17 protein-coding genes and 1 tRNA gene are annotated in these 21,569 nt (G+C 71.6%); 4 read left to right on the plus strand and 14 right to left on the minus strand.

The window, feature by feature from the left end; genetic code table 11:
* Positions 1 to 4 precede the first annotated feature (4 nt).
* The 7 genes from ACFFQA_RS07565 to ACFFQA_RS07595 form a co-directional block, all read right to left on the minus strand.
* Positions 5 to 2,038, minus strand: a complete 2,034-nt coding sequence (locus tag ACFFQA_RS07565) for a sensor histidine kinase (RefSeq protein WP_377850951.1) — start codon at positions 2,036 to 2,038, stop codon at positions 5 to 7.
* Complete coding sequence (locus tag ACFFQA_RS07570; RefSeq protein ID WP_377850952.1) at positions 2,035 to 4,038, minus strand: sensor histidine kinase; 2,004 nt, start codon at positions 4,036 to 4,038, stop codon at positions 2,035 to 2,037. The genes ACFFQA_RS07565 and ACFFQA_RS07570 overlap by 4 nt, the downstream gene beginning before the upstream one ends.
* 105 nt (positions 4,039 to 4,143) lie before the next feature.
* Complete coding sequence (locus ACFFQA_RS07575) at positions 4,144 to 4,920, minus strand: hypothetical protein (RefSeq protein ID WP_377850953.1); 777 nt, start codon at positions 4,918 to 4,920, stop codon at positions 4,144 to 4,146.
* A gap of 106 nt (positions 4,921 to 5,026) precedes the next feature.
* A complete protein-coding gene (locus tag ACFFQA_RS07580) occupies positions 5,027 to 6,493 on the minus strand; it encodes an SPFH domain-containing protein (RefSeq protein ID WP_377850954.1) in 1,467 nt (488 codons plus the stop codon).
* 43 nt (positions 6,494 to 6,536) lie between these two features.
* Positions 6,537 to 6,749 (minus strand): NfeD C-terminal domain-containing protein, encoded by a 213-nt coding sequence (locus ACFFQA_RS07585; RefSeq protein ID WP_377850955.1) that lies wholly within the window; start codon positions 6,747 to 6,749, stop codon positions 6,537 to 6,539.
* Between the two features lie 234 nt (positions 6,750 to 6,983).
* Positions 6,984 to 7,187 (minus strand): cold-shock protein, encoded by a 204-nt coding sequence (locus tag ACFFQA_RS07590; RefSeq protein ID WP_377850956.1) that lies wholly within the window; start codon positions 7,185 to 7,187, stop codon positions 6,984 to 6,986.
* A gap of 181 nt (positions 7,188 to 7,368) precedes the next feature.
* Positions 7,369 to 8,265 carry a DMT family transporter gene (locus ACFFQA_RS07595; protein WP_377850957.1) on the minus strand — a complete coding sequence of 299 codons (897 nt, stop codon included), beginning with the start codon at positions 8,263 to 8,265 and terminating at the stop codon, positions 7,369 to 7,371.
* Between ACFFQA_RS07595 and ACFFQA_RS07600 the strand changes: the two genes are divergently transcribed.
* Entirely contained in the window at positions 8,264 to 9,664 is a 1,401-nt protein-coding gene (locus ACFFQA_RS07600; RefSeq protein WP_377850958.1) for an aminotransferase-like domain-containing protein, read from the plus strand. The two genes, ACFFQA_RS07595 and ACFFQA_RS07600, sit on opposite strands and share 2 nt — an antisense overlap.
* Before the next feature lie 99 nt (positions 9,665 to 9,763).
* Here ACFFQA_RS07600 and ACFFQA_RS07605 read toward each other — a convergent pair whose 3' ends face one another.
* From ACFFQA_RS07605 to ACFFQA_RS07615, 3 genes are all read right to left on the minus strand, one after another.
* A complete protein-coding gene (locus tag ACFFQA_RS07605) occupies positions 9,764 to 10,429 on the minus strand; it encodes a lysophospholipid acyltransferase family protein (RefSeq protein WP_377851153.1) in 666 nt (221 codons plus the stop codon).
* A 65-nt stretch (positions 10,430 to 10,494) separates the two neighbouring features.
* On the minus strand, positions 10,495 to 10,917 hold the full coding sequence (locus ACFFQA_RS07610) for a hypothetical protein (RefSeq protein WP_377850959.1): 423 nt from the start codon (positions 10,915 to 10,917) through the stop codon (positions 10,495 to 10,497).
* Positions 10,918 to 11,053: 136 nt separating this feature from the next.
* Positions 11,054 to 11,656 carry a TetR/AcrR family transcriptional regulator gene (locus tag ACFFQA_RS07615; RefSeq protein WP_377850960.1) on the minus strand — a complete coding sequence of 201 codons (603 nt, stop codon included), beginning with the start codon at positions 11,654 to 11,656 and terminating at the stop codon, positions 11,054 to 11,056.
* 254 nt (positions 11,657 to 11,910) lie between these two features.
* Between ACFFQA_RS07615 and ACFFQA_RS07620 the strand changes: the two genes are divergently transcribed.
* Together ACFFQA_RS07620 and ACFFQA_RS07625 are read left to right on the plus strand one after the other, a co-directional pair.
* Positions 11,911 to 14,067, plus strand: a complete 2,157-nt coding sequence (locus ACFFQA_RS07620; RefSeq protein ID WP_377850961.1) for a putative bifunctional diguanylate cyclase/phosphodiesterase — start codon at positions 11,911 to 11,913, stop codon at positions 14,065 to 14,067.
* Positions 14,068 to 14,132: 65 nt separating this feature from the next.
* The gene (locus ACFFQA_RS07625) at positions 14,133 to 14,444 is read left to right on the plus strand and encodes a transcriptional regulator (RefSeq protein ID WP_377850962.1); all 312 of its coding nucleotides are present in this window, start codon (positions 14,133 to 14,135) and stop codon (positions 14,442 to 14,444) included.
* 132 nt (positions 14,445 to 14,576) lie between these two features.
* Here the strand turns inward: ACFFQA_RS07625 and ACFFQA_RS07630 are convergent.
* Both ACFFQA_RS07630 and ACFFQA_RS07635 read right to left on the minus strand, forming a co-directional pair.
* Positions 14,577 to 14,650: transfer RNA gene (locus tag ACFFQA_RS07630), tRNA-Arg, on the minus strand.
* A 667-nt stretch (positions 14,651 to 15,317) separates the two neighbouring features.
* Complete coding sequence (locus tag ACFFQA_RS07635; protein ID WP_377850963.1) at positions 15,318 to 18,254, minus strand: AfsR/SARP family transcriptional regulator; 2,937 nt, start codon at positions 18,252 to 18,254, stop codon at positions 15,318 to 15,320.
* A gap of 82 nt (positions 18,255 to 18,336) precedes the next feature.
* Between ACFFQA_RS07635 and ACFFQA_RS07640 the strand changes: the two genes are divergently transcribed.
* Positions 18,337 to 19,200, plus strand: a complete 864-nt coding sequence (locus ACFFQA_RS07640; protein WP_377850964.1) for an NAD(P)-dependent oxidoreductase — start codon at positions 18,337 to 18,339, stop codon at positions 19,198 to 19,200.
* Here ACFFQA_RS07640 and ACFFQA_RS07645 read toward each other — a convergent pair.
* Both ACFFQA_RS07645 and ACFFQA_RS07650 read right to left on the minus strand, forming a co-directional pair.
* Positions 19,197 to 20,357 carry a S8 family peptidase gene (locus tag ACFFQA_RS07645; RefSeq protein ID WP_377850965.1) on the minus strand — a complete coding sequence of 387 codons (1,161 nt, stop codon included), beginning with the start codon at positions 20,355 to 20,357 and terminating at the stop codon, positions 19,197 to 19,199. The genes ACFFQA_RS07640 and ACFFQA_RS07645 overlap by 4 nt on opposite strands.
* Entirely contained in the window at positions 20,354 to 21,217 is an 864-nt protein-coding gene (locus ACFFQA_RS07650; protein WP_377850966.1) for a hypothetical protein, read from the minus strand. The genes ACFFQA_RS07645 and ACFFQA_RS07650 overlap by 4 nt, the downstream gene beginning before the upstream one ends.
* Positions 21,218 to 21,569: the final 352 nt, after the last annotated feature.

The raw sequence follows: 21,569 nt of genomic DNA on the forward strand, positions 1-21,569 counted from the left end.
GCGGTCACCGCCGCGCACCCGGAGCGGGCGTCACCGAAACGGGACCTCGGTCCAGCGGGAAGCGGGCGCGGACCACGGTTCCCGCCGATCCGGTGTCCAGCGCCCAGGCACCGCCCGCCGCCTCGGTTCGCTCGCGCATCGACTCCAGTCCGACACCGAAGCGGACCGGCTGCGCGATCCCGGTTCCGTTGTCGCGGACCTCGACGGTCAGCGACCGCTCTGCCACGGTGACGCGCAGCGCGACCGCGCTGGCCCCGGCGTGCCGGACCGCGTTCGCCAACGACTCCGCCGCCACGTGGAACACCGTGTCAGCACAGTGATCCGGCACGTCCTCCGCGATCTCCGCTGTCACCGGAGTCCGCTCGGTGGACAACCGGCGGCACAGCTCAAGCAACGCTCCGCGCGGTCCGTGTTCGTCGAGCAACAGTGGTCGCTGGTTCCTCGTCACACGGCGGAAATCGTCCAGGATCTGTCTCATGTGGACTGTCACCGCCGCCAGCAGCACGGCGCCCTCCGACCGTGGCGGCAGCATTGTCCGGACCGCGCCGAGCTGAAGCGTCACCCCGGCCAACGCCGGGCCGAGCCCGTCATGCAGGTCCCGCCGCAGCCGAAGCCGCTCCTCCTCCACTCCACGCTCCAGCCTCTCCCCGATCAGCAACGTGGCGATGACCGCCGCGGTCTGCTCGGCGACCGGTTCGAGCACCGAGATGTCCAAGTCGTCCAACGCTTCCTGACCCGCGCGCGGCCAGACGAGCAACGCACCCAACCGCTCCCCCTGGTGCACGAGGCCGAGCGCGGTCGGCCGCCCGGAGGGGACACCGACGCTCGCCAGCCTCCTGCCGTCCACGTCGATCGCGGCGGCGGGCAGACGCAGCAGGCTGACCACCGTCTGACACACCACTAGAGGAGTCTCGCCGGGCGGCAGCCCCTCGTTGAGCCGCCGGGGCAACGCCCGCAACACCCGGTACGGCTCGGCACGCTCCCCGTAGAACGCCCGGTCCACCCGCCGCCGCACCACCCGAACCGCATCGCGCAGCCCGAACCCGGCCAGCCCGGTCGCAGCGGCGACGACCAGCGCCCCCAGGGACGCCGCGCCGGGCAGCACTCCCGACAACAGCGCGGTCACCACGACGTAGGACAGGACCAGCCCGCCGACCACCGTCACCACGATCAACGTGACCCGCGCCGCTCTGTCGATCTGGTGCAGGCGGGTGCGGGTGAGCGCGTAGCCGAGGGCGGGCAGGCCGACGACGGCGATCAGCAGCCGCAGCACCGTCAGGAGGTCGTCCGGCACGGTGACCACGGCCCTGGCGAAGGACTGCCTGGTGAACCACATCTCCAGCAAGAACGAGACGTAGCCCAGCCCGAAGATCGTCAGGACCACCGCGATCTGACTGCGCCGCAGGCCTTTCGGCCGTCGTCGCCAGTCTGCGTAGGTGGCCGCCAGGCACAGCGCCCACACCACCTGGAAGGCCACGATCGAGCCGCGCAGCAGAGCGATCCCCAATCCCGGGGAACCGGGAACGCTCACCGCGCCGCCCGGCGTCGGCACCGTGAGCAGCAGGGCGGTCAGCTGGGCGAGCGCGATGAGCGCGAGGGCCGGGAAGGTCCAGCGCCAGCGTGGACCCGGCAACGAACCGTCCGGGGTGAACAACGCCAGCAGCGGGAACAGCACCACACCGGCGACGTTGACCGTCAACCAAGCCAGGAAGACCAACGTCCCCACCGTGAACGGGAGCGGATGGCGCAACGCCGCACCGAACAACGGGTAGAGCACGTCGGAGACGCCGAGCGCGATGAACAACCAGGCCAGCGGCATGCGTGGGACATGCGCGACGAGGAGCACGCCGATCGCCGCGAAACCCAGTCCCTCCACGGACTTCTCACCGACCAGCAGCCAGTACCAGAGCGGCCGGACCGGACCGGCCGGTGCGGTGGCGTAGAGCACCCACGCGGCCGCGGTCGCGATAAGGCAGCCGAACCCGAGCGCCACGGCGAGCACTATCGGCCGGCCGAACGGCCGCTCCGCCGAACTCACCGGGCGGCCAGGGGGACTCGGACGTGGACCGTGGTGCCACCCGCGCCCGTGTCGATCTCGCAGTGGCCACCGGCCATCCTGGCGCGCTCACGGATGGATGCCAGCCCGACACCGACTCCAAGCGGCCCCACTATGCCCACCCCGTCGTCGCGCACCTCGACCGTGACCCACTGCTCCGTCATCGCGACGCGCAGCGCGACCGCGCTGGCCCCGGCGTGCCGGACCGCGTTCGCCAACGACTCCGCCGCCACGTGGAACACCGTGTCAGCACAGTGATCCGGCACCTCCTCCGCGATCTCCGCTGTCACCGGAGTCCGCTCGGTGGACAACCGGCGGCACAGCTCGCACAGTGCCTCGCGCAGACCGTGTTCCTCCAACAACAAAGGCCGCTGGTTCCTTGTCACACGGCGGAAATCGTCCACGATCTGTTTCATGTGGACAACTGTGGTCTCCAGCAGCGCCGCCACCTCCGAACGCGGCGGCAACATCGTCCGGACCGCGCCGAGCTGAAGCGTCACCCCGGCCAACGCCGGGCCGAGCCCGTCATGCAGGTCCCGCCGCAGCCGCAGCCGCTCCTCCTCCACTCCACGCTCCAGCTTCTGCTCGATCAGCAACGTGGCGATGACCGCCGCGGTCTGCTCGGCGACGGGTTCGAGGGCGGCGATGTCCAAGTCGTCCAACGCTTTCTGGCCTGAGCGAGGCCACACCAGCAACACGCCCGTCCGCTCCCCGTTGTGCCGGAGGTCCAGCGCCGTCGGCTCTCCGTCGGAAGCACCCACGCTCGCCAACCGCTTGCCCGCGACCTCGATAGCGGCGGCGGGCAGACGCAGCACGCTCACCACCGTCTGGCACACCGCGAGCGGAACCTCCCCCGACGGCAAGCCTTCGTTCAGCCTGCGCGGCAATGCCCGCAGCACCCGGTACGGCTCGGCACGCTCCCCGTAGAACGCCCGGTCCACCCGCCGCCGCACCACCCGGACGACATCGCGCAGCCCGAACCCGGCCAGCCCGGTCACCACGGCGACGACCAGCGCTCCCGGCGTCGCGGCGCCCGGCAGCACACCTGACAGCAACGCGGTGACCACCGCGTAGGACAGGATCAGCCCACCCACGACGGTCACCACGACGACCGTGGCCCGCGCGGCGCGGTCCAGCTGGTAGAGCCGCGTGCGGGTGAGCACGAAGCCGAGCGCGGGCAGGCCGACGACGGCCACCAGCACCCGGCCCACCAGGAACACCTCGTCGGGCAGGGTGAGTCCGGACCAGACGAAGGACCGCTTCGCGAACCAGATCTCCAGCGAGAACGCCAGGTAGATCAGCACGAAGATCACCAGGACGATGCCGATCTGCCTGCGCGCGAAGCCCTCCGCGTGCCGCATCCGGGCGTAGAGGGAGCACAGGCACAACGCCCACAGCACCTGGTGCGCGGCGACGGCGACCCGGACCATGCCCACACCGGGACCGCCGACCCCTGGCTCCTGCACGGCGGCGGGGATCAGGGTCCCGGTCAACGGCACCGCCGTCAGCACGGCGACCAGGTCGAACAGCGCGATCGCGGGCAGTGCCACCACCATCGGCCGCCAGCGCCTGCTCGGCAGCGTGCCGTCCGGGGAGAACAGCGCCAGCGCCGGGAACACCGCGACGCCGAGGAAGTTCACCCCGAGCCACACCACGAAGATCGCCACCCGCGCCCACGGCGGCAGCTCGTGGAGCAGGGTCGAGCTCAGCAGCGGGTACAGCGACGGGGAGATCCCCGCGGCGATGAACAGCCAGGCCAGCGGCTGGCGCGGCCGGCGCGAGACGACCAGGGTGCCCATCACCGAGAAGCCCAGCCCCTCCGCGGACTGCTCGGCCATCAGCACCCAGAACCACGCGGACTTGTCCTGCCCGCCGGGGGCCGAGGCGTACATCGCCCAGGCCGTGACGGTCACGGCAACGCACCCGAACGTGATCGCGGTGGCCACCACCCTGGCGCGGGCGGCGAACCGCTCCCCCTGCATGGACTGAACTCTAGGACCGCCCGGCCCCGTGCGGCTCATCCGTCCGAGTCAATCTCCCGGCGTTTCCGGCCACTGTGGACCACCAGAGCGACGGGGCGGGCAGGCTCACCGGGACGGCTCGTCGTGCCGCCCGGACACCAGCTCCTGGAACCAGATCTTCACCCTGATCACCGGCACCCGGAGCCGGCGCTCCCGCCACCGCGCCCGCGCGAGCTTGCGCCGCCCGATGGGGGTGTCCGGCCGGTAGCGCCACCGCGCCCACGGCGAGGCGGGCCGGGCCAGCCGCAGGGACCCGACCACCAGCAGCACCGGCACGAACAGGCCGAGCAGCCCGGACCACACCTTGCCCTTGAACAGGGTCACCGTGGCGAGCACGAGGTCGAGCAGGATCACCAGCACGGTCAGCGCGATGGCTCCCGGCTCGTCCTGCGCGACCCAGGTGGCCGCCTCGTCCAGCCCGAGCGGACGCAGGCCGAGCAGCAGCATCCCGGTCAACGCGATCGCCACGAACACGGCGTCGACGGAGATCCGGCCCTCCTCGGTCCAGTACACGTCGCGCAGGTGCAGGATCAACGCGAACTCGTCGAGCACGAGCGCGGAGCCGATGCCGAACACCACGGCCGCCGTCGCCCGCCAGCCCTCGTGGACGTCGGGCACGGCCAGCGCGGCGACGCCGCCGATCATCATGAACACCACGCCGAAGACCACGTGGTGGATGTGCAGCCCGCCGGGTGTGAAGTTGCCAGGCCACCAGCGGACCTTCGCCCTGATCAGCCGCACCGACATCCGGATGAAGGCGAAGCCGGAGACCATGCCGGCGAGGAAGCACAGCAGGGGCAGCCTGCCGGTCTCCACGAACGTCCGCGTGAACCACTCCGCCATACCGGCTGTCCGCACTCCCCCCGGCCGCGCCTCGGTGAACCCACCGGGCCGCTAGTCACCCCGAGCGTAACGAACGGCGCGGTGGGTCCCTCCCCGCAGTACCGAGCTAGTCCTTTGTGGACAGTTCAACCGGGATGGGGGTCGCGCCGCCGGACTTCGCCGCAGGCTGCTCGGCGCTCATGGCCCGCATGAGGGTGCGGGCGAGCCCCAGGCCGGTGCCGCCCATCGACAGTGCCTTGGTGAACAGCTCGGACATGCCCTCGGCGCCGTTGAGCACCACCATGTTGTCCACGTTGGCGAAGGCTCCCGCGCCGGCGGAGACGATCTCGGGCCAGCGCTCGGCGAGCTGCTGGGCCACCACCGCCTCCTGGTTCTCCGCGAGCGCCGTCGCGCGGGCCTTGATCGCGTCCGCCTCGGCGAGGCCCTTGGCCTTGGCGGCCTCCGCCTCGGCCAGTCCACGGGCTCGGGCGCTGTCCGCATCGGCCTCACCGGTCGCCCTGGTCGCGGCGGCGGTCGCCTCGCCCCGCGCCTTGGTGGCCTCGGCCTCGGCGACCGCCGCGGTCTTCACCCTGGTCGCGTCCGCCGCGGCGCGCAGCTCGGTCTCGCGCGCGTCCGCCTCCGCTCGCGCGACCCGCGCGTCGCGGTCGGCCTCGGCGGAGATCCTGGTGTCGTAGGCCTTGGCGTCGGCGGGCTTGCGGACCTGGGACTGCAGGCGCTGCTCGGCGAGGTCGGCCTCCAGCTGCGCCGCCCTGGTCTCCTGCTTGACGACCTCCTGGCGCGCGGTCGCCTCGGCGAGCGGGCCGGACTGCTTGGTCCTGGCGTTGGCCTGGTCGATCTCCGCCTGGTAGGACGCCTGCTTGATCTGGCTGTCGCGCAGCGCCGCCGCCTTGTTGGCCTGGGCGATCTGCTCGGCCTCCGTGGCCTCCTGGTCGCGCTGCGCCTCGGCGATGCGGGCCGCGGCCGCCACCGCGGCCGCGTGCGGCTTGCCGAGGTTGAGGATGTAGCCGGACTCGTCCTCGATCTCCTGGATCTGCAAGGAGTCCACCACCAGGCCGAGCTTGCTCATCTCCACCGCGGAGGACTGGCGGACCTCACCGGTCAGCGCGTCCCGGTTGTGGATCATCTCCTCGATGGTCAGCCCGCCGACGATGGAACGCAGGTGACCGGAGAACAGCTCGTGGATGGTGTCGTTCATGTTGCCCTGCTGGGCGAGGAAGCGACGCGCGGCGTTGGCGATGGAGACGAAGTCGTCGCCGACCTTGTAGATCACCACGGCGCGCACGGTCACCGGCAGACCCTGCTTGGTGACGCAGGAGACCTCCAGGTTCGCCGAACGGGTGTCCAGCGAGAGCCGTCGCGCCGTCTGGAAGCCGGGCATCACCATGACGCCCTTGCCAGTGACGATCTTGAATCCCATGCTGTCCGCGGTGTCGGAGACCTTGCTCCTGGCCCCGAGCCCCGAGATGATCAACGCCTCGTCGGGCTCCGCGACCTTCCAGACCATGCGCAGCAGCAACAACAACACCAGCACCGCCGCCACGGCGCCACCGATGACCCACAGTGTGTTCGTCACTTCGTGCCGGATCCCTTCGCTCGTGCCGCCAGGCTCTGTCCGCTCACGAGGGGCCGAGCGACTGCCACCGCTGCACGTAGACGCTGCGCGGCGGGTGGTAGTCGACGATGAGGACCTGCACTCCCTGTTCGATGACCTCGTCCGGGTCGGCGGGATAGGCGTAGAACGCCTCGACCCCGCCCCGGATCGGGACCATCACCTCACCGACGAGACCGGGACCGATGCGGCCGGTCACCCGGCCGAGCAGGCCGATCACCGGACACCGCCGGGAGGGGAGCTGAGGGAGTGTCGCTGCACGAGAGCCTTTCCGCGGTCGCTGAAATCTGTTGCCGACCAGACTTCCCGGCGCACCTGACGCGATCTTAACGCGCGGCGCGGCGGCCTGTCCGGGAAATCGGCGAGGCCGGGGAACCGCCCGCGGGCGAGGACGACAAAGGGCCCGCACCACCGAAGTGGTGCGGGCCCTCCGCCGAATCAGACCGTCCGTGGATCAGAGCGCACGGATGTTGTTGGCCTGCGGACCCTTCTGGCCCTGGCCGATCTCGAACTCGACCTTCTGGCCCTCTTCGAGAGACTTGTAGCCGGAGCCCTCGATCGCCGAGTAGTGGGCGAAGACGTCAGCGCCGCCACCGTCCGGGGTCAGGAAGCCGAAGCCCTTTTCCGCGTTGAACCACTTGACAACACCAGTAGCCATTTTCACTCCGTGTAGAACAGACCATCAGGACCCACTTCGCGGACCCTGAGTCGCGGCTCGTTCACCCTAGAACCCCGGACATATCACACCCCGGCAAAACAAAACGCCTGCGCATAAAGCTCTCGCAGGCGCCCTAAATCCATGGGTAACACAACTGCAACTAGGGCCAACCCTAGCACGGTCAACGGGCGCGTTGGGTGAGGGCGACGCATATCAAAACGATCACGGCCACCCCGACGGCGGCGGGCCCTGCGGTTTCGCCGAGAAGAACCGCCGACCACAGCAGCGTGAGAACCGGTTGCGCGAGCTGGACCTGACCGATCCTCGCGACCCCGCCCCTGGCCAGACCGGCGTACCAGGCGAAGAACCCCAGGAACATCGACACGAGGCCGAGGTATCCGAAGGCCAGCACCGACGGGCCGTTCACCCCCGTGAACTCGCCGACGGCCAACGAGGCCCCGGTGATCGGCACCGTCACCGGCAGCGCCACCACCAGCGCCCAGCAGATCGTGCGCGCCCCGCCGAGCTGCCGGGAGAGCGCGCCGCCCTCGGCGTAGCCCATGCCGCACACCAGCACCGAGGCGAGCAACAGCAGGTCGGCCGCCTCGAAGCCGCCGCCGACCCCGCCGGAGACCGCGACGAAGGCGACCACCGCGACCATGCCGCCGCCGCTGGCGAGCCAGAACAGCGCCGAGGGCCGCTCCCCCGCGCGCAGCACGGCGAACACGGCGGTCGCCGCGGGCAGCAGCGCGATCACGACGGCCCCGTGCGAGGCGGTCTGGGTGGCCAGCGCGAGCGAGGTGAACAGCGGGAAGCCGACGACGACGCCGAGCGCGACCACGACGAGGCGGCGGAGCTGACCGCGGCTGGGCCGGGGCGCGCCGGTGAACCCGAGGTAGGCCAGGGCGAGCGCGCCCGCGAACACGGCGCGGCCGAAGGCGACGAACCACGGGTCGAGACCGGCGACCGCGACGCGCGTCGCGGGCAACGAGAAGCTGAACGCCAGCACGCCCAGCGAGCCGAGCAGCAGCCCGGGTGTTATCCGGCTTCGCTCGATAACGTTACTCTCTGCTCTCATGAATGAGGATAACGCGACCGCAGGCGTTATCGGCGAGCTGCGGATCGGGATCACAGCGGGCCGCCCCGGCGACCGGCTGCCCTCGGTGCGCGAGCTGATGGCCAGGCACCACGTCTCCCCGGTCACCGTGCAGCGGGCGATCCGGGCGCTGGTGGCGGAGGGGCTCGTCGACTCGGTCCCGGGCCGGGGCAGCTTCGTCGCGCGTCCGCCCGCTCCGCCGAGCGCGCCGGACCTGTCCTGGCAGGCCGTCGCGCTCGGCGACCAGCCGCGCGGGGAGGAGGCGCTGCCGGAGCTGCTGTCGGTCCCGCGCACGGAGGCGATCCCGCTCTCCAGCGGGTACCTGGACGCGGCGTTGCAGCCGGTCGGCCCGCTCGGCGCCGCACTGGCCAGGTCCGCCCGCAAGCCCGCGTCGTGGGAGCGGGGGCCGGTGGAGGGCCGCGACGAGCTGCGGGCGTGGTTCGCCGCCGAGGCCGGTGGCGCGTTGCGCGCCGGTGACATGGTCGTCTGTCCTGGCGGCCAGCCCGCGCTGACCACGGCCTTCCGCGCGCTCGCCAAACCCGGCGACACGATCCTGGTGGAGTCGCCGACCTACCTGGGCGCGATCGCCGCGGCGCGGCACGCGGGGCTGCGCGTCGTGCCGGTGCCCACCGACTCCGACGGGGTGCGGCCGGACCTGCTCACCGCGGCGCTGCGCCGGACCGGGGCGCGGCTGTTCTACTGCCAGCCGCTCTACGCCAACCCGCACGGCGCGGTGCTCTCGGCGGAGCGCAGGCCGCTGGTGCTGGACGCGGTGCGCGAGGCGGGCGCGTTCCTGCTCGAAGACGACTGGGCGCGGGACCTGACGATCGCCCCGGAGCCACCGAGGCCGCTGGCCGCGGACGACGTGGACGGCCACGTCGTCTACCTGCGGTCGCTGACCAAGTCCGCCGCACCCGGCCTGCGGGTCGCCGCGATCGGGGCGCGCGGGGTGGCCGGGGCGCGGTTGCGCACGGCGCGCGTCCTGGACGACTTCTTCGTCGCCGGGCCACTCCAGGAAGCGGCGCTGGACTTCGTGACTTCGCCCGCCTGGCGGCGGCACCGGCGGATGCTGCACACGGCCCTGCGCGAGCGCCGGGACGCGTTGCTGGACTCGCTGCGGCGGCGGCTGCCGGAGCTGGTGCCCGCGCTGGTCCCGGAGGGCGGGCTGCACCTGTGGGCCCGGCTGCCCGAGGGCGTCGACGACTCCGGCCTCACCGCCGCTGCCGCCGCGCGGGCGGTCGTGGTCTTCCCCGGCCGCCCGTGGTACGCCGCCGAGTCACCGGCGGCGCACCTGCGGCTGACCTTCGGCGCGGCCTCCCCCGAGGTGCTCGACGAGGGCGTGCGCAGGCTGGCCGAAGCGCTGGCGACCCTGCGCCGGTGACGTCGGCGATTTTCGGCGCTGGGCCGTGTTTCCCAAGTCGGTGTTCGCGACAGCCGGGCCGATCCCGCCTCTCATCGAACGAGACCTGTGAAACGCGACCTAGGCGGCCTTGCGCTGGTGGTAGGTGTCCACGTACTCCTGGCCGGAGAGTTCCAGGATGGCGTACATGATCTCGTCGGTGACGGTGCGGTGGATGACCGTGGAGTGCGCCATGCCCTCGTAGCGGGAGAACTCCAGCGGCTCGCCGAAGCGCACGGTGACGCGGTGCAACCGGGGCAGGCGCTTGCCGATCGGCTGGATGCGCTCGGTGCCGATCAGCGCGACCGGGACCACCGGCGCGCCGCTGGCCAGCGCGATGCGGCCGACGCCGGTCTTGCCGCGGTAGAGCCTGCCGTCCTCGGAGCGGGTGCCCTCGGGGTAGATGCCGAACGCGCCGCCGTCGGCGAGCACCTTGATCGCCACGTCCAGCGCGTCCTTGGCGGCGCGGCCCTTGCCCCGCTCGACCGGGATCTGCCCGATCATCGTGAAGAACCAGCGGGAGATCGCGCCCTTGACGCCCGTGCCGTGGAAGTACTCCGCCTTGGCGAGGAAGGCGACCTTCCTCGGCACGATCAGCGGGATCACCAGACTGTCCACAAAGGACAGGTGGTTGCTCGCGAGGATGACGGCGCCGTCGGCGGGGACGTGCCGCAGTCCCTCGACTCGCGGGCGGAAGATCAGCCGAGCCAGCGGGCTCAGGACCCGTCTCATCAGCTGGTAGAGCACGTGTGCCTCCTGGGGTGAGGCCACCAACTCTATTCCTGCCCCGTTACCGGCCTGTTGCGTCGGGTTCAGCTCAGCAGCCGTCGCTCCAGGGAGCTGACCACCCGTCTGGGGCCGGTCACGATGATCTCGTGCTCGGCCAGCCGCACGCTGAGGTACCGGCAGCGCACCCGGTGCATGTTGGCGGGCGCGTAGCCGAGCGCGTCCTCGGCGATGTGCTCCGGAGCGCCGTAGCCCAGCTCCGCGAGCTGCCCGTCCAGGCTCGCCACCAGGTCCCCGCCGCTGGTGGGCGGCACCGGGATGACCCTGGTCACGCTGATCACCAACGGCGTCACCACCAGGCCGAACACCACCCCGAACAACAGCCCGAGCGGCAGCGCGACCTGCGGCGATGAGCGCAAGGCCACGATGCTGAGCACGGCGAAGGCCGCGCCGGCGGTGCCGGCGAGGAAGGCGAAGGTGTCGCGGAACCTGCGGTGGTGACGGGGCATGGGCGCTCCAGTCGGTCTCATCGGAGCCGGTGCCAGCATCGTCGGCGATTCCGCCGTCCGTGTTAATGCCCGTAACCCATTGGTGTCCCAACGGTGAGCTGCGCACAGCTGTCACCCGAACGCAGTAGGCAGTCGGTCAGCTCCCGAGCTCGACGATGCCCTGGCAGAGGATGGTCAGGTACTGCTCGGCGATGGCCTCGGCGCTGAGCGAGCCGCGCGGGTCGTACCAGCGGACCGCCACCCAGACGGTGTCCCGGATGAAGCGGTAGACCAGCGGGACCCGCAGGTCCCGCCGGAACACCCCGGCGCGCTGACCCCGTTTCAGCACGTCCAGCCAGCAGCCCTCCAGCTCCTCCGCGGTGGAGCACAGGTAGCCGAAGCGCTCGAACTGGGCGAGGTGCTGCGACTCGTTCTGGAAGATCGCGATGGCGTCGCCGTCGGTGTCCATCGACTCGAAGGACACCGTGACCAGCGCGGTCAGCGCCGCCCTGGGGTCGGCCTGCTCGGCGAGCACCCGGCGGTAGGCCGAGCGCAGCCGGTCGAGGAAGCCGCGCAGGATCTCGTCGACCATCGACTCCTTGGAGTCGAAGTGGTGGTAGAGGCTGCCGGAGAGGATGCCCGCCGCGTCGGCGATCTCCCGCACGGTGGTCGTGGCGAACCCGCGGGAGGCGAACAGCCGGCCCGCGATGGCGAGCAGTTCCGCCCTGCGGTCCGATCCGGGGTGGCGCTTGGCACTCACGTCGCTGGTCACCTTCCTCGCCGCTGCTGGGCCCCATCCTCACGCACCGGGCGCTCGCGGTGACCAGCGGGCGAACGACCCACGGATGATCAGCCGATCGGAGGCTCAAGGGACGGTCCTCGCGGTCGTCCGCGCACACGGCGGCCTCCGGATGGCTAAGCTTTTGCCAACCTGGCAAAGCCTTGAGGTGTCTTCGTGGAACCGCACGTCCGCCCGCCCGCCGCGGGCACCGGTGCGGGAGACCTGCCCCCGGAATGATCACGCCGCATCCGGACGGTCCCCCGGCCGCAGCCACCGGGGCCGCCCGCGAGAACGCGGAGCCGTCCCCGGTGCTCCTGCTTGCCCGCGAGTGGGCCGACGCGATGACCGCCAGCACCTACATCCCGATGGCCCGCAAGGACGTCGAGCGGCTCACCCTCGAACTGCTGACCACGCTGCTGACCGCGATGGACTCCCGCGAGCGGGCCCCCGCGCTGCTGGACGAGGTCGCAGGCCGGATGGTGCGGGCGAACTTCACCGGTCCGGACAGCCTGCGGCGCAGCACCGAGGTGCTCGGCCAGGGCCTGCTGTCGCTGCTGGGCGACGGGCCTGACGGGCTGACCGCCAAGGTGATCTCGCTGATCGGCGGGCTGGCCACCAGCTACACCAAGGCGATGCGCGAGCGCACCTTCCACCAGCAGGAGCTGGTCAAGGACGCGCTGCTGCGGACCAAGCAGGAGATCGAGCGGCACCTGCGCGCCTCCGAGGCCCGCTTCCGCGAGGTGTTCACCTCCTCCGGGGTCGGCATCGCGCTGACCGACTTCGACGGCCGGTTCGTCCAGGCCAACCCGGCGCTGACCGAGATCCTCGGGCACAGCCAGGAGGAGCTGGCCGGGGTCTGCCTCTACGACCTGTTCCACGAGGAGAACGCCGAGTCGCTGCGGCTCGCCTACCGGGAGCTGGCAGAGGGCGGGCAGGAGCGGTTCCGGCTGCGCCGGATGCTGGTCACCAAGGACGGCGACGCGGTGTGGGCCTACCTCGCGGTGTCGGTGCTGCACGAGATGCCCGGCCACATCGTGACCATCGTGGAGGACGCGACCGAGACCCACATGCTCACCCAGCGGCTGCGGCAGCAGTCGCTCAACGACGCGCTGACCGGGCTGGCCAACCGGCAGCTGTTCAGCTCTCGGCTGCAGACCGCGCTGGCCAGGATGGACCCGCAGCACGGCGTGACGGTGCTGCAGCTGGACCTCGACGGCTTCGGTGTCGTCAACTCGGGCATGGGTCCCCGCGTCGGCGACCAGCTGCTCCAGGTCACCGCCAAGCGGCTGGAGCAGGTCTTCACCGACGAGCGGGCGCTGGTGGCGCGCTTCGGCGGCGACGAGTTCGCGGTGCTGGTGGAGAACACCGAGGACACGCCCTACCCCGGCAGGCTCGCGGTGCTGATCAACACCGCGCTCGCCGAGCCCACCTACGTCGACGGCGTCGGCGTCGCGGTCTCGGCCAGCATCGGCGTGGTGCGGGCCAACGGCCAGAACCTGCGGCCGGAGGAGGTGCTGCGCTCCGCCGACATCACGCTGCGCCGGGCGAAGGCGTGCGGCAAGGGCCAGTGGGAGCTCTTCGACGCCCAGCACGACTCCGAGGCCAGGCTGCGCACCAGGCTGGCGGCCTCGATCCCGGGCGCGGAGGAGAACGGCGAGTTCGAGGTCGTCTACCAGCCGGTGGTGCGGCTGGCAGACGGCAGTGTGGCGTGCGTGGAGGCGTTGCTCCGGTGGAACCACCCGGAGCTGGGCGAGCTGCCGCACGAGCGGTGCGTCGAGTTGGCCGAGGAGACCGGCATGATCCTGCCACTCGGCCGGTCGATGCTGCGCGAGGCGTGCATGGTCGCGGCGACCTGGCCGTCCACAGTGGACGGAGAGCCGCCCGGCCTGCTGCTGAACCTGACCCCGCTGCAGGCCCGCGACCCCGACCTCGCGGGCACCGTGCGGATGGCGCTCGCCGACTGCGGGATGGGCGCCTCCCGGTTGCGGCTGGGCATCCCGATGTCCTCGCTGCGCCAGCACCGGGCCGAGGCGGAGGAGAACGCCGAGGTGCTCGGCGACATGGGCGTCACCATCGCGCTGCACGACTTCGAGGGCGGCCTCGCCAACCTGGGTATCTGCGGCTCGCTCAAGGCCGACATGGTCAGGGTGTCCCCGTGGGTGGTCCGCCGTCTGTCCACAATGGATGATCAAGAAGACGCGCTGGGCACCAGCGTCCGCTTCCTGCTGCCCGCGCTGGCCCGCTCCGGCGCCGGGGTCGTCGTCGGCGGGATCGACGACGCCGAGCAGCTGGACTGGTGGCGGCGCGCGGGAGCCCGCTTCGGTCAAGGGGAGCACTTCGGTGGGCCCGCCTCTTCTCAGGAGATAACCAAAATCCTGTCCTCCCACTGAGGGATTGCGATTTGACCGACCCTGGTGTGCTGAGTATGTCTGGTCGGGAAACGCCTGGAGGCCCCGTGAAAACCCGTCCCGTGTTCGACCCCGTAGTCCATCCGGCGAACCGGCTGCACATCTGCGCGCTCCTCGCCACAACCGATGAGGGCGAGTTCGGCCCACTGCGCGAGGAGCTCGGCGTCAGCGACTCGGTGCTGAGCAAGCAGTTGCGCATCCTCGAAGAAGCGGGATACGTCTCGCTGCGCAAGGCGTCCGCGGACGGCAAGGGCCGCGTGCGCACCTGGGTCACCCTCACCAAGAGCGGCAGGCGCGCGCTCGCCGGCCACCTCGCCGCACTGCACCGCATGACCCGGGGCGCGCTGCCCGTCACCTGAACACCAGCTCCGCTCACCCGTGCGGATTTCCTTTGCGCCCCACGGAACTGGTCGCCGACCGCGGGTGGTGAGCCCCGCCGGCCCTACCGGCCCACCGGACCCCCCGTCCGGACACCTGGCCGTGCAGCACCGCACCCCCAGCAGGACTCGAACCTGCAACCTCGGCGTTCGTAGCGCCGCGCGCTGTCCAGTTGCGCCATGGGGATATGCATTGACAAGCAAGGAAAATCCGCCCGCACGACACCCTCGGGCGAGTCGTGCGCGCAACGCTCAGCGCGTCACGGGCGAGTGCGCCGTCGGAGGTGGCACGAACTCACGCGTCGGTCGCGACCGGCCATGTCGTCCTCCTCCAGTTGCGGTGATCCGTTGTGCGACAAGGAGAACTATCCTCGGAGCCCCCGTGGGCGTCAACGGGGTTTTGCGACGGCCATGGACACGCCGCCGCCCCCTCTTGCGCCACACTCCATGACGTGGGGTCGGCGAGCTGAAAGCAGGCTCGCACGCCGCCCCCCACATCCCCCACACGCACCGTCCTCATTGGACCGTTCGCCACCCCCACACTCCACCACACCGCACTCCACCACACCGCACTCCGCCACACCGCCGTCCGCCGCACTGTCGCGTCCTGGCGCGGTCAGGCTTCTCGCGTTTTGTCACCTTGATGCGAAATGGGAGCGCTCTCTTGCGCATTAAGGTGACAAAACGCGATACGAGGGGCGCGCGTGTGGTGGGACTTCGGGGTGTAGGTGGCGGACGTTGGCGAGGTGGCGGGTGTTGGTGGCGGACGTTGGTCAGGTGGTGGGAGTTGGTGGGGTGGCGGACGTTGGTGAGGTGGCGGGAGTTGGCGAGGTGGTGTCGCTCCTCGCCGGGGACCTAGTCCGTGTGCTCAGCCGCTCGCAGGCGGGCGGTGATGCGGTCCACGTCGGCGCGTTCTGCGGGTGGTAGCGGGGCGCCCGCCTCGGTGCGGGCGGCGGTGGCCTCGGCCAGCAGGCGGGCGGCGTAGTCGTGGTCGCCGGTCAGCGAGTGGGCGCCCGCGAGCCCTTCCTTGGCCAGGGCGACCGCGCGGGGGTCGCCGAGGTGGCGGGCCACCGCCAACCCCTTGGTGTGCAGGCTGAGCGCGCTGTCGGCGTCGCCGCGCAGCTCCGCGACGAAGCCGAGCTCGGCGAGGATCAGGGCGTTGCCCGGCTCGAAGGCGGAGTGGCGGTTCCACTCGTACACCGCGCGGAGGTGGCGCTCCGCCGTGTCCAGGTCGCCAAGGCGGCGAGCGCCGAGGGCGAGGCCGATCTCGGCGTGGATCTCGCCCGCCCGGTAGCTCTGCCGGGCCGCCAGCTTCCTGGCCCGCTCGTGCAGCTCCTGGGCCGACCGGAGGTCACCGGACAACAGCGCCAGCCTGCCGAGGCCGGTCAGGCGGTCGGCCGCCTCCGACCACAGTTCGAGGTCCTCGGCCACCCGCAGGCCCTCGCGGTTGCGGCGTTCCGCCAGGGCGTAGTCACCGGTGATCTCGGCGAGGGCCGCCAGCGGGTAGACGGTCTGGAGCAGGCCCCACTGGTCGCCGAGCTCCCGGAACACCGCCTCGGCGCGTTCGCCGTCGGAGCGGACCCGGTCGAGGTCGCCGCGCACCATGGCCTGGCTGGCCCGGACGCTCAGCGCCGCCGCCACTCCCCACTCGTCGCCGGACTCGGTGAAGCCCTTCAGCGCCAGCCCGACCAGGCGTTCACCGGCGGCGAGGTCACCGCCGCTGCGGTACAGGGCGAACCCCACGAACCACTGGCCGAGCGGGTCGCTGACATCCTTGTACAGCAAGGGATCTGTCGGTCCACTGAGGACAGACATGCCCGCGAGCCACGCACGTGACCGGGGACCGAGGGGCGAGGCAGCCTCCAGGGAGCGCTTCGCCTCGCTGATCCGTCCACTGAGGAACCAGTACCAGCCGAGCGCATCGCACAGCCTCCGGTTTCCGCCGTGGTCCAGCGCGGCGCGCAGGTTGGCGTTCTCCTGGTTGAGCCGCCGCACCCAGGTGGGCTGTCCGGCTCCGCGCAGGTGTGGCTCGGCGCGCTCGGCCAGGTCGGTGTAGTAGTCGAGATGCCGTTGCCGCACAAGGTCGAGCTCGTCCGCGTCGGCCAGCCGTTCCACGCAGTACGCCGCGACGGACTCCAGCAACCGGTAACGCGGACCGTCCTGCACCACCACGAGCGAGCGCTCCACCAGGCGCGTCAACTGGTCCAGGATCTCCGTGCCGCACACCGCCTCGGCGGCCTCCAGGGTGCAGCCGCCCGCGTGGACGGCGAGCCTGCGCAGCACGACGCGCTCCGGCTCGGTGAGCAGCTCCCAGCTCCAGTCGATCATGGCGCGCAGGGTCTGCTGGCGTGGCGGTGCGCCACGGTGGCCGGAGGCCAGCAAGCGGAACCTGTCGTCGAGCCGGGCGAGGAGCTCGCGCACCCCCAGCACGCGGACGCGGGTCGCCGCGAGCTCCAGGGCGAGCGGGATCCCGTCCAGCCGCCTGCACAGCTCCGCGACCTCTCGCTCTGAGGAGGCGTCCAGCCTGGCACCCGCCTCGGCCGCGCGAGCGGTGAAAAGCGTTGCCGCGCTTGCCTCTTCGAGCGACGGAACCGGCCACTGCGTCTCGCCCGCGATGCCGATGGACTCCTGGCTCGTCGCCAGCACCCGGAGCCCGGGGGCCGTGCGCAACAGCAGCTCCACCAGCGACGCGACCGGTTCGACGACGTGTTCGCAGTTGTCGAGGACGAGCAGGATCCTCTTGGAGCGCAAGGATTCCACGAGCCGGTCGAGCAACGGGAGCGGTGAGGTCGTCGCGTCGTCACGGACCCCGAGCACCGTGGCGATCGCCTCGACCACGTCGTCCCGGTCGCGGGCGCGTCCGGCCAGCTCGGCGATCCACACCCCGCCCGAGAAGGACCCGACGAGCCGGGTGGCGACTTCCACCGCGAGACGGGTCTTGCCGACTCCGCCCGGACCGGTGAGGGTGACCAGCCGTCGCACCGCCAGCAGGTCGCGCACCTCGGTGACCGCGGCGGCGCGGCCGACCAGCTCGGTGACGGGGACCGGCAGGTTGGTGCGGGGCGCCGCCGGAGCCGCCAGGGCCGGGTCCTGGGTGAGGATCGCGGAGTGCAGTGCCAGCAGGGCGGGGCTCGGGTCGAGGCCGAGGTCTTCTGCGAGGCGGGTCCGGAGGTCCTCGTAGCTGTCGATGGCCTCGCTCTGCCGTCCCGCCCGGTACAACGCGCGGATGTGCGCGGCGCGCAGTCGTTCCCGCAGCGGGTGTTCGGCGACGAGGTCGGCGAGGTCCGGGTGCTCCCCCAGCTCCAGCCTGGCCTCCGCCAGGGCCTCCAGCGCGGTCAGCCGTTGTTCTCCGGCGCGTTCGATCGCGGCGCGGGTGAACTCCTCGTCGGCGAAGTCCGCGAAGGCCGGACCGCGCCACAGCGCCAGCGCCTCGGTCAGCAGCCCGGCGCGGGCACGGGCGTTGTCGGCCTGACCGGCCCGCAGCACCAGGGCCTCGAAGCGGCCGAGGTCCACCGCCTCCGGCTCGACCTCCAGCACGTAGCCGGGCGGGCGGGACACCACGAGGTCACCGAGTACCCGACGCAGCCTGGACACCTTGGTCTGCAACGAGGCGAGGGGGTTGGCGGGCCGGCGCCCGCCCCACAGGTCCTCGGCCAGCCGGTCGGCCGACACCACGCGGCCGCGGTGCACGAGGAGGTCGGCGAGCAGCGCGCGGACCTTGGTCTCCGCGACACCGACGGGATCTCCGTCCGCAGTCCACACCTCAAGCGGACCGAGCACCCCGAAACGCACGACCGACAGCGTAGCGACAGAGAACTGACAGCGCCGCCGAGCACGGTGGTCCCCACAGCGAAACACCAGCTAGGGAGACACGATGAGCACCAGCGAAGTGACCGTGATCGGGCTTGGCACCCTCGGAGCGGCACTGGCCGCCGCACTGATCCGGACCGGGCACCGGGTGACCGTGTGGAACCGCACGCCCGCCAAGGCCGACGCCCTCGTCGCCCAAGGAGCCGCCCGCGCGGACACGGTCGCCGAAGCCGTCGCCGCCAGCCCCTTGCTGATCGTGTGCGTGTTCGACACCGCGGCAGTGCGGGAACTCATCGGCCCGTACGGCTCGGCGTTGTCGGGCAAGGCGGTCGTGAACCTCACCACCGGCTCTCCCGAGGAAGCCCGTTCGCTCGCGGAATGGGCCGCAGCGCGGGGCATCTCGTACCTGGACGGAGCGGTCATGGCGGTTCCGGAGGCCGTCGGCACTCCGGACGCCTTCGTGCTCTACAGCGGCTCGCGGGAGGTTTTCGACGCGCACCGGAGGTCGTTGGACAGCCTGGGGGCGAGCCACTTCCTCGGCACGGACGCCGGGGTCGCGGAGTTCCACGACCTCGGCCTGCTCTCCGCCGGGTACGCCACGATGACCGGCTTCCTGCACGCCGCCGCGCTCGTGGGGACCGCCGGCGTCACGGCGCGGGACTTCCTGCCGCTGGCCACGTCCTGGCTCACCGGGGTGGTCGCCTTCCTCGCCGACCTGGCCCGCGAGGTCGACTCCGGCGACTACGCCGGCGGCGCGTCCAGCGTGGCCATCAACCAGGTCGCGGTCGGCAACATCGTCCGGGCGAGCCGGGCCGCCGGGATCGCCCCGGACGTCCTGCTGCCCCTCAAGGAGCTGCTGGACACCGGGGCGGCCGACGGCAACGGCTCGGACAGCTTCGCCAGCCTGGTCGAGCTGCTGCGGCGTTAGCGCGGGGCGGCGGCGAGCATCTTCTTGCCGCTGCGGCGAAGCAGCCAGCCGATCACGATCGCCAGCAGGCCGGGCACTCCGAAGACCGCGCCCATGGCGATGTACTCCATCTCGATGGGCACGTTGGTCATCCGCGGCGTGCCGTCGTCGCCCTGACCGAAGTGCTCGGCGGGCTTGTCCTTGCGCACCGGCAGAACCGCGCTCTCCGGCGTCAGCGCCGCCGCGGCCTTCAGGGCTCCGGCGGCGTTGACGACGCCGTAGCCGGTCAGCGGGTTGTGCCCGGCTGAGGCGGTGGACGCGGTGCGCTGCAGGAGCTGCTCGACCTGGCGGGGCGCGAGCCCGGGGTACTTGGCGACGATCAGCGCGGCCACTCCGGCGGTCAGCGCTCCCGCCGAGGACGTGCCGTTGACCCGCTTGCGACCGCCGGAGATGTCGGCTCCGTAGATGGCGACTCCTGGCGCGGCCACGTCGGCGTAGGAGTGCACCGAGGAGAACGGCGCCCGCGAACCGTCCGGTGTGGACGCCGCGACCGTGAGCACACCGGGGTAGGCCGCCGGGTAGGCGACCGGGTTGTCCTCGTCCCCCTCGTTGCCGAGCGAGGCGATGACCACCACGCCCTTGGACAGCGCGTAGGTGACGGCGTCCGCCTCACTGCTCTGGTAGGCGGCGAACGGGGTGTCGGTGCCCAGGGACATCGAGATCACCCTGGCCCCGTTGTCCGTGGCGTACCGGATCGCCTTGGCCACGGAGTCGACGCCCTTCGAGGACGGGTCGGACTTGCCGATCTGGTCCTGCCACCTGACGTACTTCGGGTCCTCGCGGTCACGGATCGCCCGCAGGCCGAGCACCTTCGCCCCCGGCGCCACGTCGAGCACGCTGGAGGCCATCGACGTGCCGTGCCGTCCGTACCAGGGCTGGTCCTTGTCGTTCTCCTGCATGAAGTCCGGGCCCTCGCTCGCCCGACCTGCGAGCGCGGGGTGCCCGGTGCGGACGCCGGTGTCGATGACCGCGACCGTCACGCCGTCGCCCTTGCTGACCGCGTGCGCCGCGGGCACCGACATCGCGGGCAGCTCCCAGCCGTCCGCGGCGTGCGCGGTGGCGGGTGCGGCGAGGGCCACCAGTGCCGTCACCGCGAAGGCCCTGACGGCGATCCTCATTTCTTGCCCCTCATGATGTCGTTGAACCCGATGGCGAAGTCGTTGAGCACGTCCGCCACGACGTTCTGGTAGACCCGGGCCTCCCCCTGGGAGTCGCCCTTCCACTCACCGGGCAGCGAGCGGACGTCGCGGGAGCCGTCGGCGGGGCCGACCGAGACCGCGACGACGTACGGCGGCCGGTTCGTGCTGAGACCGACGGACGTCGCTCCCCCGGCGATCGGCTTGTCCTTCGTCCACTCCGCGGCCGGGGTGCCCGGCGCCGCGACGGGCTGGACGAGCGGACCCGGGTCGGTCGCCCAGAAGTACTCCTCCGCGACGAGCTGGGCCTGCTCGTAGGAACCCACGACGACCACGGCCAGGGTGATCGCGAAGGTGCCGCCGATGTCGACGTAGGTCCCCCGCAGCGTGGTCACGCAGCCCTGTGCCATCGCGCTCTTGCCGAAGTCGGTGCGCAGCGCCTCCGCGCACCCGCTCTCCTTGGCGATCGCCTGACGCGACCAGCCCGGCTGCTCCGCGCGACCGGCGCGCGCACCGAGGTGCTCCGGGAAGATCTCGTCGGTGCGGAGGTTGTGCCACGCCTTGGGCACGAAGGCCTTGTTGCTGATCAGCTGCCTGCTGTTGCTGATCGCCTGGCCGACGATGGCGCCGCTCAGGAGGAGCGGCAGCACGCCGAGCAGGATCAGCGCGAGGCCGCCCTTGCGCCGTCCGGAGCCCTTCGGCTTGCCCGGCTGCGGCTGCGGCTGCTGGGGAAGCGGGGGCTGCTGGGGTTGCGCGGGAAAGACCTGCAGCGGGTACTGCTGCTGGGGTGGGTACGGCGGATGAGCGCCAGGGGGAGGCCCTGGGCGCTGGTTGTTGTACACAGGGAAGTCCTCTGCGAAAGACGGTGTGCCGTCTTCCTAGCCCCTGCGCGCTTCCCGCCACAAAATGCCTTCGGCCATGGCCGAATCGGACCAGAAGTCCGTCTCCTGCCAGGCGTCCCAACGCGGCGTCCCACCCCCGTGCGGCGGCGTGTGCGCGCCTGGCCTGGCTGGCTGGCTGGCGTGGTCGGGGTTTTCGCGTTTTGTAGGCTTAATGCGCAAAAGAGCGCTCTCCTTTCGCGTTAAGCCTACAAAACGCGAAAAGAGGGGCACGTGGGTGAGGGGTGCCGGGTGAGGGTGCCGGGGGGCGGTGAGGGTGCCGGGGGGCGGTGAGGGTGCGGGGGGCGGTGAGGTG

Origin of the sequence: Allokutzneria oryzae (assembly GCF_042429765.1) — a bacterium.
Lineage (GTDB): Bacteria > Actinomycetota > Actinomycetes > Mycobacteriales > Pseudonocardiaceae > Allokutzneria > Allokutzneria oryzae.

What these genes read in the sequence shown, in the direction of transcription:
- ACFFQA_RS07620 (WP_377850961.1), top strand. Translation starts at nt 11,911, where the DNA reads ATGATCACGCCGCATCCGGACGGTCCCCCGGCCGCAGCCACCGGGGCC.
- ACFFQA_RS07600 (WP_377850958.1), top strand. Translation starts at nt 8,264, where the DNA reads ATGAATGAGGATAACGCGACCGCAGGCGTTATCGGCGAGCTGCGGATC.
- ACFFQA_RS07595 (WP_377850957.1), bottom strand. Translation starts at nt 8,265, where the DNA reads ATGAGAGCAGAGAGTAACGTTATCGAGCGAAGCCGGATAACACCCGGG.
- ACFFQA_RS07570 (WP_377850952.1), bottom strand. Translation starts at nt 4,038, where the DNA reads ATGCAGGGGGAGCGGTTCGCCGCCCGCGCCAGGGTGGTGGCCACCGCG.
- ACFFQA_RS07610 (WP_377850959.1), bottom strand. Translation starts at nt 10,917, where the DNA reads ATGCCCCGTCACCACCGCAGGTTCCGCGACACCTTCGCCTTCCTCGCC.
- ACFFQA_RS07640 (WP_377850964.1), top strand. Translation starts at nt 18,337, where the DNA reads ATGAGCACCAGCGAAGTGACCGTGATCGGGCTTGGCACCCTCGGAGCG.
- ACFFQA_RS07590 (WP_377850956.1), bottom strand. Translation starts at nt 7,187, where the DNA reads ATGGCTACTGGTGTTGTCAAGTGGTTCAACGCGGAAAAGGGCTTCGGC.
- ACFFQA_RS07645 (WP_377850965.1), bottom strand. Translation starts at nt 20,357, where the DNA reads ATGAGGATCGCCGTCAGGGCCTTCGCGGTGACGGCACTGGTGGCCCTC.
- ACFFQA_RS07575 (WP_377850953.1), bottom strand. Translation starts at nt 4,920, where the DNA reads ATGGCGGAGTGGTTCACGCGGACGTTCGTGGAGACCGGCAGGCTGCCC.